This is a genomic window from Solibacillus cecembensis (assembly GCF_050272495.1).
GTDB classification, from domain to species: domain Bacteria; phylum Bacillota; class Bacilli; order Bacillales_A; family Planococcaceae; genus Solibacillus; species Solibacillus cecembensis.
Window position 1 is genome coordinate 1 of sequence record NZ_JBNNMF010000043.1, and the last position, 14,359, is coordinate 14,359.

Here is a 14,359-nt window from a genome sequence, read left to right on the forward strand (position 1 = left end):
GTCACACCCGTTCCCATACCGAACACGGAAGTTAAGCTCTTTAGCGCCGATGGTAGTTGGGGGCTTCCCCCTGTGAGAGTAGGACATCGCTTCGCGCAAAAAGTCGTTGCTGATTTAGTCAGTAGTGGCTTTTTTTATTTTTGTATTTATGTTTAACGGTACTATTAAGTATTAGGCTGTCCAATAGAGATTAAAAAAACACAAATCTATGTAAAATTAATAAGGCAGAAATGTTGTTAATCCAACGTTTCTGCCTTTTGTTATATTTACTTTTAACGTTGCTTCATTTTATATTGTTAATTTTACAAAATCCTCAAATTTCTCTTCTTCCTCGATAAATGGATTATGATTTGATTTTTCAAAAATAGTTAATGATGCATTAGGAATTAAATTAGCAATTTCAATCCCAAATTCTACGGGACATTGCGCATCGTGTTTCCCTGCAAATACAAAGGTTGGAATTTGAATAGCAGCTAATTGCTCACGAAGATCAAAGTTTTGAACTTCAACTTTTCTAAAATAATCAAGATTTCTTCCAATGGTACGCCCGCTATTTGGACGCATTAACGCCGATTTAAGTTTTTCCTAAGAATAATAAGACATTAAAGCCCATTCATAATCTAACTTTTTACGCTCCTCTTGTAATACAGTAGGATTATTAAGTAACTCCATAATTTCAATAATCCGCGGATAATTTTTGTTATTAGGACTATAAATACTATTAGGATGACTAGCATATACTTTACTTGCTGCAGTACATCCAGCTACTACTTTAGTTAACGATTGAGGAACTTCAACGGCGTATTGTAGCGCGAGCATCCCACCAGTAGAATGACCTGCAAAAGCCCATTTTTCATGTCCTAAAGCCTCTCTAATGGCTTCTAAGTCAAGAATAACTTCATTTAAACTCAACTGCTTATCATCTTCCACTTTAGCAGAATTTGCTGCGCCTCTAACATTAATCAAAAATACTTTATAATCTTCGGTAAATGGATTAGCAAATAAATTCCCTCGTGAATTGAATTCCATGTAAAAATGAGTAATTGCTAATGGTACGCCATTCCCAGCTACAAAATATTCAAAATGCCCTCTACTTGTCTCAATAGAATTTGTTTCCCACATAACATAGCCCCGATCTGAAAAAGTCTGTCGTTAAATGTTTCTTTACTGTAAACCGGTAAAGCAATGATAAGCTTTATAAATGTAATTTTAACATTTTATGAAAATCATTCTAGTCAGAATATTTGAAACTTTATTAAATGTGCAACGTAAAGAGAGTAATGGATAATTTTGAGGAGGATCATGTTGAAAAAACTTTTAGTATTAATGGGAATGACAGCTGCACTTGCAGGGTGTAGCGATAAGGAACAACAAACAGAACAGCAAGCCAACCCAGCACCTACTGAACAACAAGTAAATAAGGGGGAACAAGCGATAATGGATAAAAAGATTTTAGGGAAGTGGCAAGGACAAATTGAAATTCCGCAAACCCCACTTGAAATTATTGTTAACTTACAAAAGGATGATGGAACAATTTCTGTACCAGCTCAAAACCTAATTGATTTCCCGTTTGAATCGATTAAGTATAAAGGGGAAGAAGTCAAAATCTTAATTAATTTAGCGGGTTCAGTCGTAAAAATTGTAGGTGAATTTGATGGCGAGTCTATTACCGGTACCTTTACACAAAATGGACAAACGTTCCCAGTGAAATTTAAAGCGTATCAAGAAGAAGTTATTACATATGAAACGCTTCAAATCCCAGTTGCGGGGGGCACATTAAAGGTAGCTCTTCAAATGCCAGAGAAACCAACAGGGGAACTGGCAATTATTCAAGCTGGTTCTGGACCGACGAATAAGGATGGGAATACAGTTGGCGGTGGTAAAAATAACAGCTTAAAAATGCTAGCAGAAGGATTAGCAGAAAAGAGTATTGCCACAATCCGTTTTGATAAGAGGGGAGTTGGTGAAAATATGGCTTTAATCGAGAAAGAAGAAGATCTTACAATGGATCAATATGTAGGAGATGTGAGTGACATCATCGCTTTTGCCGAAAAGGATGAACGTTTCCAAGAAATTCATTTAATCGGTCATAGTGAAGGTGCATTAATTATGACGTTAGCTGCTCAAGGTAGCAATGTAAAATCTCTCATAACATTAGCGGGAACAGGAAGAAGAGCTAATGTGATATTAGAAGAACAGTTAGCAAAACAATTGCCACCAAATTTAATGCAGCAATCCCAACAAATATTAGATAAATTGTTAATGGGAGAACAAGTTAAAAATATACCTACAGAGCTACAGAGTCTTTTTAGAGCATCTGCGCAACCCTATTTCATTTCATGGCTTAAATATGACCCTAAAGAGGAAATGAGCAAAGTCCAAGCACCTGTATTAATTGTGCAAGGACGTAATGATATTCAGGTGACAGTAGAAGATGCAGAGCTACTAAAAGCGGGCAATCCAGCAGCAACAGTTGTTTATTTTGAGAAAATGAATCATGTATTAAAGGATACGTCGAACAACTATGAACAAAATGTAGCGAGTTATTCTAATCCAGAGCTTCCACTGGCAGAAGGTTTATTAGAAGAAATTATAAAAATAATCGAATAAACTATTTGCAGGAAGGACATGATCTTACATGATGTGGTGTAAGTTTATGTCCTTTTATTAAAAATGATAAAAAGTTATAAAAAATACTTGATAATTTTTATAACGTTGCTATAATAATAAATGTGCTTAAGAGATATATTCAATTGGGCAAACTTAAATAGTAATGTTCCGAAGTAGCTCAGTGGTAGAGCAACCGGCTGTTAACCGGTTGGTCGTAGGTTCGAGTCCTACCTTCGGAGCCATTTTTTTGCTTATTTTAATAATCAAATGATCACAATAATAAATTTTTATTTTTATTTTTGAAAAAGACTTGCATTATTAAAACAATCATGATACTATAAATATTGTCTTAAAGAGTTCGAGACTTTGACAGCTATGGCCCGTTGGTCAAGCGGTTAAGACACCGCCCTTTCACGGCGGTAACACGGGTTCGAATCCCGTACGGGTCACCATTTAAAGTTTTACAATCAAATAGTAAGTAACACTCGTTTATAATGGAGGATTAGCTCAGCTGGGAGAGCATCTGCCTTACAAGCAGAGGGTCGGCGGTTCGAGCCCGTCATCCTCCACCATTTTTTTAAAAGTGTTATTACTTATATCGGTGGGGTAGCGAAGTGGCTAAACGCGGCGGACTGTAAATCCGCTCCTTAGGGTTCGGCGGTTCGAATCCGTCCCCCACCACCATCTTATAAAATGTTTGGGGTATAGCCAAGCGGTAAGGCAACGGATTTTGATTCCGTCATGCCCTGGTTCGAATCCAGGTTCCCCAGCCATTTTTTTTTTTGCTTTTATGAGCCATTAGCTCAGTTGGTAGAGCATCTGACTTTTAATCAGAGGGTCGAAGGTTCGAATCCTTCATGGCTCACTTTTATTTTTAAAATGATAAGTGTATATAAATAATAAATTTCAATCCTTTACTTATGAAAAATGAGTAAAGGATTTTTTGCATATAAAAAAGGAAAAAATAACGAATGTCTCGAATTTCCAACATAAGCCTTAGCTAAGCTTGGGAATAAAATAAAGTATAGGCAACTTTAGAGGAGGCAAAATAGATGGGTAAAAAGGATGTTTCAATTATTGGGGTACCGTGTGATTATGGACAGCAAAGACGTGGAGTAGATATGGGGCCAAGTGCAATTCGATATGCGGGGTTACAAAGTCGATTAACAGTGCTTGGCTATAGTGTAGAGGATGAGGGCGATATTCATGTAAGCAATCAAACCTCAACTGTCCAGGTGGATACGCAATTATTAAATTTAGATGAGGTTGTTCGAGTGAATACGGCTTTAGCGAAGAAAGTAACTGAAGTAGTTGAAAAGCAGCGTGTGCCCCTTGTTTTAGGTGGCGATCATAGTATTGCAATTGGTACGCTTGCAGGGCTATCGAAGCATTATCAAAACATGGGAGTTATTTGGTTTGATGCACATGCCGATTTAAATACACCTGAAACGACACCATCTGGAAATATCCATGGTATGCCACTTGCAACGAGCTTAGGTCTTGGTCATGAGAGGTTGACGAAGATTTTACATGATGCTCCTAAAATTAAGCAAGAAAATATTATTATTATTGGTGGTCGCTCGATTGACGAGGGCGAACGTAAACTTATAAAAGAACTTGGAATTAAAGTATATACGATGTATGAAATTGACCGACTGGGTATGACATATGTGATGGAAGATACGTTGGAATATTTCCGTAAGCAAAAAATTGATGGGTTGCACTTATCATTAGATTTAGATGCTTTAGACCCACTCTATACACCCGGTGTAGGGACGCCGGTAGCAGGGGGAATTACGTATCGCGAAAGTCATTTGGCAATGGAAATGATTCAAGAATCCGGTTTACTTACATCGGCCGAATTCGTGGAAGTAAATCCGATTTTAGATGAACGCAATAAAACAGCAGATGTCGCGGTTGCATTAATCGGGTCCTTATTTGGCGAAACTTTAGTTTGAATAATTTGGAAGAAATTGATCCGCTTGCTATGAAAATTTGTTATAATAGAGTTATGAGTTTTTTGTGGTGAATCGAACATGGAATAAGTTGATTCGAAACGCTAGGGTTAGACTCTCGAAAGTATTTATATAAAAGTGAAACCTTTTAATAAATGAAACGTAAATATAGAACAGCTATAAAGGTGGAGAGGAAAAACACATGGATGCGTTAGTTAATAAAAGAATAAAGCAAGTGCTCAAAGGTGATCAAAACGCATATGCCGATATTGTTAACCTCTACCAGCACAAGCTGTACCAAGTTTGTTTTCGTATGCTAAGCAATAAGCAAGAAGCGGAAGATATTGCACAGGAAGCGTTTATTCGTGCTTATATCAACCTTCATTCGTACGATCAAAATCGAAAATTTTCAACATGGCTTTACCGAATAGCGACGAATTTATGTATTGACCGCATACGAAAGAAAAAGCCAGATTATTATTTAGATGCCGAAGTTGCGGGGACAGAGGGGTTAGATATGTATTCCCAAATCGCAGCGGATGGCCAGTTACCTGAAGAGGCTGTTGAGCAAATGGAACTTCAGGACCGTATTCAATATGAGATTAGCCGCTTACCAGATAAATATCGGTCTGTAATTGTCCTAAAATATATTGAAGAATTATCATTACTTGAGATTAGTGAAATATTAGATATGCCGCTTGGTACAGTGAAAACGCGTATTCATCGTGGACGCGAAGCACTGAGAAAGCAATTAAACAACGTATAGTAGGAGGCAGATAGGCATGAAAATGTGTCCGTCACAATTCGTGAATTATATGCACGAATATTTAGATGGCGATATTAGTCGCGAGCATGAGCAAGAATTAAAGCACCATTTACAAGCATGCCAAGATTGCCAACAACATATGCATGAATTAAGTGACACAATTGCGTTTATTAAAAGCGCAGCGCATATTGCTGCCCCGCCTAGCTTTGAGGATAAAGTAATAAAGCGTCTACCAAAACGTAAAAATTCAGTAGGTATTAAACGTTGGTTCCGCCAGCATCCAGTCCTTGTTGCTGCTGCCGTATTCTGCTTATTTATGAGTGCTACATTGCTTGGCAGTTTTCCCAATGATGATCAGTTTTCTGTTACAAAGCAACCTAATTTAGTCGTGAATGGTCAAACGGTCATTGTTCCGGCAGGTGAGGTTGTAAAAGGTGATATCGTTGTCAAAAACGGTGATATTGTTATTGAAGGTGAAGTGGATGGTAATGTAACGGTAATTAACGGTAATTACATGGCATCGACAGCTGTTGTAACAGGTCAGGTTAAAGAAATTGATGAGGCATTTGGATGGTTATGGTATAAAATCAAAAAAGGATTTAGTGATTTTACAAATATGTTCGAATAAATACGCAACTTTAACGTTTGTAAGAACGTTTTATTAGAAATGGCAAAGTCTACTCGCTTGGGTAGACTTTTTTCTGTTAGAAAGTTAATCTTATCGAGAAATATGCTATACTAAATTTATTATGAATCGTTATTAAAAGTGGGGGATGCCACATGCAATTTATTGAGCAACTTGCTGATATAACAGCTGTTGAGGTTATATTTAAGTTATTGGATGTACTGCTCGTATGGTACGTCATTTATAAAGCATTAACCCTCATAAAAGGAACGAAAGCTGTTCAATTATTAAAAGGGTTATTTGTTATTGTTTTAGCCAAACTTGCGACGTATGTACTTGAACTTAATACACTCGATTGGCTATTACAAGAAGTAATTGATTGGGGTTTCTTAGCCATCATCATTATATTCCAACCAGAAATACGTCGTGCCCTCGAACAAATAGGTAGAGGTAAAATTTTTCAGCGTACGAATAATCAGCAAGATGACGAACAAACACGTTTGATTGTAGCAATGAAGAAGTCTGTAAGCTATATGGCAAAACGACGCATCGGTGCTCTTATTTCGATTGAAAAAGAGACGGGGCTCAATGAGTATGTGGAAACAGGAATTAAGATGGATGCCCAAATTTCATCGGAACTTTTGATTAATATATTCATTCCAAATACGCCATTGCATGATGGTGCAGTCATTATTCAAAAAAATAAAATTTCAGCATCGGCATGTTACTTACCGCTTTCAGAAAGTGCATTTATTTCAAAAGAGCTAGGTACACGTCACCGAGCCGCACTTGGTTTAAGTGAAGTAACAGATGCGATTACGATTATTGTGTCAGAGGAAACGGGTGCGATTAGCATTACGGTAAATGGCAACCTGCACCGCAATCTTTCACTGACAGAATTTGAGGAGTTATTACGCAAAATGTGGTTTGGCCCTGAGCAAGATTCAAACTTAGCTTCTAAGTGGACTTGGGGAGGGAAGAAGAATGGATAAGTTATTCGATAGTCGGTGGATGCTGCTTTTGACATCGTTAATTTTAGCGGGTGCATTATTCTTATATGTCCAAACAGAAATGAGTAAAAGCAAGGATTCAAGCTCGCCTACTGAAACGGATATTATTACAAATGTGCCGTTGGAAGTTTACTATGATGACAGCAATTTATTCGTGACAGGGCTACCAGATACGGTGAATGTCAAAATTTCTGGGTCGACACCAATCGTAGTAAAAACGAAGCAGAATAAAGATTTTAAAGTATTTGTCGATTTAAACTCATTGTTAATTGGCGAACATAGCGTTACAATACAGCAAGAAAACTTTTCTGAAAAACTAAATGTAGAAATCGAGCCGAAAATGATTAATGTGGTCATCGAAGAGAAGGTCACAGGAGAGTTTCGAGTGGAGCCGGATATGAATAATAGCCTTGTAGCAGATGATTATTTCGTAAAAAATATGACTGCAGATCCAAGTCGCGTATCCATTACTGGTGCAAAAAGTGTTATTAATAGCATTAGTTATGTAAAAGCATCAGTTACCGGGGAAAAGGGGATGAAAGAATCCTTTGAGCAGGAAGCAACGGTTAAAGTATTAGACCGAGACTTAAATAAGCTAGACGTGCAAATAAGGCCTGAAAAAGTAAAGGTAGAAGTCGAGATGATTGAATATAGTCGAGATTTCCCGCTGACAATTGTACAAAAGGGTCAGACAGCTAAAGGGGTAACAATCGAAAATTTAACGATCGAACCTTTAAAGATAGCTGTTTACGGGATAAAGTCAGTAATCGACTCGATTTCAGATGTAGTGGTGGAAGTAGATGTTTCTAAAATTACAGAATCGGGACCTTATGAATTTAAAGTAACCTTACCAACAGGTGCAACAAAACTATCACAAGATAAAGTAACTGTTCATGCGGATGTAGTAAAAGAGTTAGTAAATCCAGAGGAATCACCAGATAACTCAACCGAAGATGAAGCTAGTACAGATGATGTAGCTGATATAGTTGAGGTAGAGGGTAATTGATTCGTTAGTGTAATGGATAATTCAAATTAGCGCATGGCATGTCAAGTGTTGAAGGAGAGAAAAAAGTAATGGGTAAATATTTCGGAACAGACGGCGTTCGAGGTGTCGCGAATAGTGAATTGACGCCAGAGTTCGCGTTCAAGTTAGGTCGTATTGGAGGCTATGTATTAACAAAGGATTCAAAAGATCGACCAAAAGTGTTAATTGGACGTGATACACGTATTTCTGGAGAGATGTTAGAAGGCGCATTAGTGGCAGGGCTTCTTTCAATTGGTGCAGAGGTTATGCGCTTAGGTGTGATTAGTACACCAGGTGTTGCGTATCTGTCTCGCGTAATGAATGCAGAAGCAGGTGTCATGATTTCGGCTTCACATAATCCTGTCGCGGATAACGGCATTAAATTTTTCGGCCCAGATGGCTTTAAATTGACGGACGCACAAGAAGCGGAAATTGAAGCTTTAATTGATGCAGAAGAAGACACATTACCACGTCCTGTAGGCGCTGATATTGGTTCAGTAAGCGACTATTTCGAAGGTGGACAAAAATATATTTCTTACTTAAAACAAACGGTTGATGAAGATTTTGAAGGACTTCATGTTGGTCTTGACTGTGCGCATGGTGCGACGTCTTCGTTAGCAACGCATTTATTTGCTGATTTAGAGGCGGATATTTCAACGATGGGTTCATCACCAACAGGTTTAAATATTAATGAAGGTGTTGGTTCCACTCACCCTGAAAACCTTGCAGCATTCGTGTTAGAGCGCGGTGCACATGTAGGTTTAGCATTTGATGGTGATGGTGACCGTTTAATCGCAGTAGATGAAAATGGACAAATCGTGGATGGCGATCAAATTATGTTCATCATCGGTAAATACTTAAATACAAAAGGTCGTTTAAATAAAAATACAATCGTCTCAACAGTTATGAGTAATATGGGCTTCTACAAAGCGGTAGAAGAAAATAGCATGACAAGTGTGCAAACAGCTGTAGGAGACCGGTACGTAGTGGAAGAAATGCGTGCAAATGGCTACAATGTTGGTGGCGAACAATCGGGTCATATTGTGTTTTTAGATTACAATACGACAGGTGATGGCTTATTAACAGGTATTCAGCTTGTGAGCATTATGAAAGCAACTGGTAAAAAGCTTTCAGAACTTGCTGGTGAGATGACAATTTTCCCACAACGTTTAGTAAATGTCCGTGTGACAGATAAGCATGCCGTAACACAAAACGACAAAGTAGCAGCTGTCATTACTGAAGTAGAAGCAGAAATGGCTGGAAATGGTCGTGTGTTAGTACGATCTTCAGGTACAGAACCTTTAGTCCGTGTCATGGTAGAAGCAGCAACAGAAGAAGCGTGCGAAACGTATGTAAACCGCATTGCTGATGTTGTACGCGCTGAAATGGGACTAGCAGAATAATCAATTATTGGGCGCAATCACTTAGGTGGTTGTGTTCTTTTTTGTAACAATTATTTGACGAACTGCATAAATTTTTGTATGATAATAATGCTCTTATGAAATTCAATAAAATTCCATTTTGTTGACATAGAGCATCAGTGTAAAAGGAGGAGCGTAAAGCACTTTAAACAATCGGAAAACAATTATAGCGCCTGAGCTAAGGAATCGGACGGAAAGCAAACCTTAGTTGACGAGGTGGAGGATTATCGAAATTTCGGCGGATACCTCCCGATCGCATGCCCGGTCGTCATTTTCGTTTTAAAACAGAGGAGTAATCCTGTGCACAGAAAAACGAAACGGCAACAATTACACACGTAACGTAGCTGCAAAGCATTTGGAAGTGAAGCGCGGATTAATCAGAGTCCCCTCATCATTTGCCTTTGTAGATCACTTTGCCTTTTTTTTCTTACTGTTAAAAAGGTGTATTTTCATGATGAATAAAAATCTATAAAGGCACAAATCTTTGTTTCTCGCGTTGCGTGATGACGTTCGGAGGAAAAAGAATATGTGTGGAATTGTTGGATATAATGGCGTTTTAGACGCGAAGGAAATTTTATTAAAAGGCTTAGAAAAATTAGAGTACCGTGGCTATGACTCAGCAGGGATTGCGGTGCACAATGAAGAGGGCGTAACCATCTTCAAGGAAAAGGGACGCATCGCAGAATTACGTAAGGCCGTAGATGAAGACGTAGAAGCAAATGTTGGAATTGGGCATACACGTTGGGCAACGCATGGTGTACCAAACCGTTTAAATGCGCATCCTCATACGAGTGCATCGGGGCGCTTTACATTAGTACACAACGGTGTCATTGAAAACTATCACTTATTACAAAAAGCTTATTTAAAAGGTATTCAAATGAATTCCGATACAGATACAGAAGTGATTGTTCAATTAGTCGATTTATTTGCTAGTGAGGGCTTATCAACTGTGGAAGCTTTCCGCAAAACATTGTCATTAGTACATGGCTCTTATGCGTTAGCACTTTTAGATAATGAAGATTGCGAAACGATTTATGTCGCAAAAAATAAATCCCCATTGCTAGTTGGGGTTGGCGAAACATTTAATGTCATTGCTTCAGATGCAATGGCGATGCTACAAGTAACGAATCAATTTATCGAACTGCATGATAAGGAAGTTGTCATCATTCGTAAAGATCATGTAGAAATCTCGACACTAGAGGGACGTCTTGTAGAGCGCGCGCCGTTTACAGCACAACTTGATGCGGCAGATATTGAAAAAGGGACGTACGCGCACTATATGTTAAAAGAAATGGATGAGCAGCCAACTGTTATCCGTAAAATCATTCAAGCGTATGAGTACGAATCAGACGTTACAATTGATACGAATATTTTACAGGCACTAGCAGAAGCAGATCGTTTATATATTATCGCAGCAGGCACAAGCTACCATGCAGGTTTAATCGGGAAACAATACTTTGAAAAAATTGCAGGCATCCCAGTGGAAGTTCACATCGCGAGTGAATTTGGTTACAACATGCCGCTATTATCGAAAAAACCGCTATTTATCTTCATTTCACAATCAGGTGAAACTGCGGATAGTCGCCAAGTATTAGTGAAAATTAAAGCGCTAGGCTATGAAGCATTAACAATTACAAACGTACAAGGCTCAACGCTTTCTCGTGAAGCCGACTACACATTATTATTACATGCAGGTCCAGAAATTGCGGTCGCATCGACTAAAGCGTATGTTGCGCAGGTTGCGGTATTAGCGGTGACGGCATATGCAGTTGCGAAAGAAATGGGTGTAGCGATTGATTTTGATTTAAAGCAAGAGCTTGCAATCGTTGCAAATGCCATTCAAACGATGATTGATTCTAAAGATGTGATCGAGCAAATTGCCGAGGATTATTTAAAGATTGCACGCAATGCATTTTTCATCGGGCGTAATATCGATTTCTGTGTTTCATTAGAGGGCGCATTAAAGCTAAAAGAAATCTCTTACATTCAGGCAGAAGGTTTTGCTGGTGGAGAATTAAAGCATGGTACAATCGCGCTTATTGAAGAAGGTACGCCTGTCTTTGCACTCGTTACACAAAAAGATGTCGCGTTGAACATTCGCGGTAATGTGAAGGAAGTCGTAGCGCGCGGTGCAAACGCATGTATCATCTCAATGCTTGGCATGGAAGAAGAAGGCGATACATTCGTCATTCCGAAAGTAAATGACCTACTAACGCCACTTGTATCCGTAGTACCACTGCAATTAATTAGTTACTACGCTGCGTTACATCGCCGTTGTGACGTTGATAAGCCGAGGAATTTGGCTAAGAGTGTTACGGTTGAGTAGTGGGGATGGTTGGGTTGGATATTTGTGTAGGATTGAAATAAAGTGGAACTGTTTGTAAAAAAGTCGTACTGTTTTAAATAAAGTTTTACCGTTTTGCCCCTTTGGATTAAGATAGTCCAAAGGGGTGTTTTTATTGAAAAAGAAAACTATTTTAGTTAGTAATAAAGCTCAAACTCATGCAAAACCTTTAATTAGAAGAACGATACTTTGTATGGGGAAAAATAATTAATCGCTATATAAAATATTTCTAATCTTTTGGCTTTGCACCTTATTCATATTTATAAGAATTAGGGAGCGAGCAAATTTGAGTTATATCAATGCAGCAAATATTTTACTAAAGAGTTATTAACAGAAGTTCAAAATATATACAAGGTGAGACTATATATATCCCAGCCCAACAGAGCACTCGAGAGAAATGGGGTTCAGTTAGTGGTATACAAAAACAACTGATTCAAAGAAATATAAGTATTCGGGAAAACTTTAAAAGTGGAGTGGGTATTCAAGAAATATCTGAAGAGTACTTTTTATCAGTAGAAACTATTAAAAAGATTGTATATACAAAAAAAATTATAGATCATTAACAAGGCTAATCTAAGGAATTATTTAAATAGTAATACTAGATTGCCTTCTCTTTTTGTAGGAACAAACCAGCTTATTCTAATTATCTAATTGATTAGGTATTAAATGTTTCATTATTATTCTGTACATATTTTTCATATTGAATATGAAGTAATATAAAAATTAAGAACTCACGCATTGAGTATTTTGAAATTAATTTATGGAGGAGTTGTAATGGATTTAAAAAGTGAGAGAATTTATCTTCGCCGATTAACGGAAACAGATGCCCCTCTTTTCTTAGCAAATACACAAGACGAAGAAATAAGGTATATGACAGGTACAAAATCTATATTTACTTTAGAGCAAATTCAACAACATATTAAAAATGTAGCTAAAGATCCAACACGCTATGATTTTGCGATTTGTTTAAATGAAAACGATGAAATGATTGGAGAATTGTCTATTACGGATATAGAAAAAGATAATCATAAAGCCGGATTTAGAATTTCAATGTGTTCTATTGAATTAACGGGTAAAGGTTATGGTACTGAAGCAATCAGGCTTACCTTGAAATTTGTCTTTGAAGAATTGAAATTAAATCGTTTACAGTTAGAAGTTTTCAGTCATAATAAACGTGGAATTAAAGCGTATGAAAATACAGGATTTATACAAGAAGGCATCTTGCGCGAATCCTTAAATTATAATGGCAAATATTCGGATGAAATTATCATGTCTATACTTAAAACGGATTATGAGAATTGAAGTATATTACTTCGATTAAATTAGATAGTGAGTATAAAGACTTTTTAAACCTTTTACAAACGAGCTTTTCCGAGGAACATCAGAATGCCTATGATGTTATGAAAGATATAAATATAGAGGATGTAGAAATACCGGTAATTGTCATTTACGGCACAAAGGATGCATAGATCATCGAAAAACCTTTCATTAAGGCAATTTCACTTGGCGGGGTTATAGATAATTATTAGTGAGGTAACCCTAAAGAAAAGAGGTGGCTGAATTGAAAATAAAAAAGTTGTTTTATGGTTTAATTGCAATAGCGCTATTTATAATAACAGGATGCAGCACTACAACAGTAACCATTGATAGGATCGATGCTGAGGAAGTTTTATCATTAAATTCTGATGCTGATATTTTCCAATATAAAGGCGTTATTTACAAAACGAATATTGATTGGGTTGAGGAATTGTCTTTAACAAAAGATATTCAAATTGGTGAAATAAAAATGAAAAATGATGAAAATCCAGACTTTAAAGATGAAATGTCGAACAAGCTTCCTATTGGTGCAAGGATCTTTTCTACCAAAGAACGAGGAGATATTTTAATTGTTGAAGCTGAAGGAGAAATCAAGAAATATCTTGCCATTGTTGAGGGGTAAACGAGGGCAGCAACTTAAATGAATAAATAAACCTGTATCCATGATTACTCGATAATCTAAGATACAGTTTTTTATTTTAGCTATAATTGTATAGATGCCTCTTATACAATACTTATAAAAGTATTTCGAAAAAATTGAACCGATTCTAATTCGGCAATCGTCTAATAGCAAAATTTGAAATAGATTGAACAGGAGGGTCGTAAATTGGACAACGAAGAAAAAGATATTACGTTAGAAAAAATAATGATTGAATACGGAAATGAGTTAGTACGGTTAGCATTTTCTTATGTGAAAGATACTGAGATTGCGAAGGACATGGTTCAAAATGCATTTATCAAATGCTACAAAAATCTAGATTCGTTTCGATATGCTTCACAAATAAAAACATGGCTGTATCGGATAACAATTAACGAATGTAAAGATTATTTGAAAAGTTGGAATTACAAAATGGTACAAGTAAAAAGTTTTATAAATGAAACGGCAAGGTCAATATCACCATCAACAGAAAAAACAGTGATCAATAAATACAATAATGAAGAAATAAAAGATACTATTTTTTCTCTTCCAAAATGAACTGCACCCCAATTGTTAGACACAACTAACAAGGAGGTGCAGTTATCTATGTCTAAAATTAGTGCAGAAGAAAAATTAGCTGCGGTTCAAAG

At 37.1% G+C, this 14,359-nt stretch carries 11 protein-coding genes, 6 tRNA genes, 1 rRNA gene and 3 pseudogenes; 20 read left to right on the forward strand and 1 reads right to left on the reverse strand.

The genetic code is table 11. The features are described 5' to 3' along the window. Positions 1–95 (forward strand): 5S ribosomal RNA (gene rrf, locus ACQKIH_RS21590); the annotation flags it as partial. 193 nt (positions 96–288) lie between these two features. On the opposite strand, the pseudogene ACQKIH_RS21595 reads toward rrf, so the two are convergent. Then, a pseudogene (locus ACQKIH_RS21595) lies at positions 289–1,122 on the reverse strand (alpha/beta fold hydrolase). Between the two features lie 180 nt (positions 1,123–1,302). Here ACQKIH_RS21595 and ACQKIH_RS21600 point away from each other — a divergent pair. The 19 genes and pseudogenes from ACQKIH_RS21600 to ACQKIH_RS21690 all read left to right on the forward strand — a co-directional run. Then, positions 1,303–2,610 carry an alpha/beta hydrolase gene (locus tag ACQKIH_RS21600; protein WP_427768851.1) on the forward strand — a complete coding sequence of 436 codons (1,308 nt, stop codon included), beginning with the start codon at positions 1,303–1,305 and terminating at the stop codon, positions 2,608–2,610. Between the two features lie 167 nt (positions 2,611–2,777). After that, positions 2,778–2,852 (forward strand) — tRNA-Asn (locus ACQKIH_RS21605). Between the two features lie 135 nt (positions 2,853–2,987). Next, a tRNA-Glu gene (locus ACQKIH_RS21610) sits at positions 2,988–3,062 on the forward strand. Positions 3,063–3,106: 44 nt separating this feature from the next. Continuing rightward, positions 3,107–3,182, forward strand: a tRNA-Val gene (locus tag ACQKIH_RS21615). Between the two features lie 28 nt (positions 3,183–3,210). Beyond that, positions 3,211–3,294: transfer RNA gene (locus ACQKIH_RS21620), tRNA-Tyr, on the forward strand. Between the two features lie 14 nt (positions 3,295–3,308). Then, positions 3,309–3,383 (forward strand) — tRNA-Gln (locus tag ACQKIH_RS21625). Between the two features lie 19 nt (positions 3,384–3,402). Next, positions 3,403–3,475 (forward strand) — tRNA-Lys (locus ACQKIH_RS21630). 187 nt (positions 3,476–3,662) lie between these two features. Beyond that, positions 3,663–4,568, forward strand: coding sequence for an arginase (rocF, locus tag ACQKIH_RS21635; protein ID WP_057986203.1), 906 nt, complete (start codon positions 3,663–3,665; stop codon positions 4,566–4,568). Positions 4,569–4,767: 199 nt separating this feature from the next. Then, positions 4,768–5,331: an RNA polymerase sigma factor SigW gene (gene sigW / locus ACQKIH_RS21640; protein WP_057986201.1), complete on the forward strand. Its 564-nt coding sequence runs from the start codon at positions 4,768–4,770 to the stop codon at positions 5,329–5,331. A 16-nt stretch (positions 5,332–5,347) separates the two neighbouring features. Further along, positions 5,348–5,959, forward strand: coding sequence for a zf-HC2 domain-containing protein (locus ACQKIH_RS21645; protein ID WP_057986199.1), 612 nt, complete (start codon positions 5,348–5,350; stop codon positions 5,957–5,959). Positions 5,960–6,111: 152 nt separating this feature from the next. Next, entirely contained in the window at positions 6,112–6,948 is an 837-nt protein-coding gene (gene cdaA, locus ACQKIH_RS21650) for a diadenylate cyclase CdaA (RefSeq protein ID WP_057986197.1), read from the forward strand. Continuing rightward, on the forward strand, positions 6,941–7,972 hold the full coding sequence (locus ACQKIH_RS21655; RefSeq protein ID WP_057986195.1) for a CdaR family protein: 1,032 nt from the start codon (positions 6,941–6,943) through the stop codon (positions 7,970–7,972). The genes cdaA and ACQKIH_RS21655 overlap by 8 nt, the downstream gene beginning before the upstream one ends. A 68-nt stretch (positions 7,973–8,040) precedes the next feature. Further along, positions 8,041–9,393: a phosphoglucosamine mutase gene (gene glmM, locus ACQKIH_RS21660; RefSeq protein WP_427768853.1), complete on the forward strand. Its 1,353-nt coding sequence runs from the start codon at positions 8,041–8,043 to the stop codon at positions 9,391–9,393. A 544-nt stretch (positions 9,394–9,937) separates the two neighbouring features. Continuing rightward, complete coding sequence (gene glmS / locus ACQKIH_RS21665; RefSeq protein ID WP_427768855.1) at positions 9,938–11,737, forward strand: glutamine--fructose-6-phosphate transaminase (isomerizing); 1,800 nt, start codon at positions 9,938–9,940, stop codon at positions 11,735–11,737. Between the two features lie 304 nt (positions 11,738–12,041). Continuing rightward, positions 12,042–12,318: pseudogene (locus ACQKIH_RS21670) on the forward strand (CD3324 family protein). 211 nt (positions 12,319–12,529) lie between these two features. Beyond that, entirely contained in the window at positions 12,530–13,057 is a 528-nt protein-coding gene (locus tag ACQKIH_RS21675; RefSeq protein ID WP_427768856.1) for a GNAT family N-acetyltransferase, read from the forward strand. After that, on the forward strand, positions 13,054–13,224 hold the full coding sequence (locus ACQKIH_RS21680; protein ID WP_427768857.1) for a hypothetical protein: 171 nt from the start codon (positions 13,054–13,056) through the stop codon (positions 13,222–13,224). The genes ACQKIH_RS21675 and ACQKIH_RS21680 overlap by 4 nt, the downstream gene beginning before the upstream one ends. 83 nt (positions 13,225–13,307) lie before the next feature. Further along, a complete protein-coding gene (locus ACQKIH_RS21685) occupies positions 13,308–13,694 on the forward strand; it encodes a hypothetical protein (protein WP_427768858.1) in 387 nt (128 codons plus the stop codon). Positions 13,695–13,898: 204 nt separating this feature from the next. Continuing rightward, positions 13,899–14,264: pseudogene (locus ACQKIH_RS21690) on the forward strand (sigma-70 family RNA polymerase sigma factor); the annotation flags it as partial. Positions 14,265–14,359: the final 95 nt, after the last annotated feature.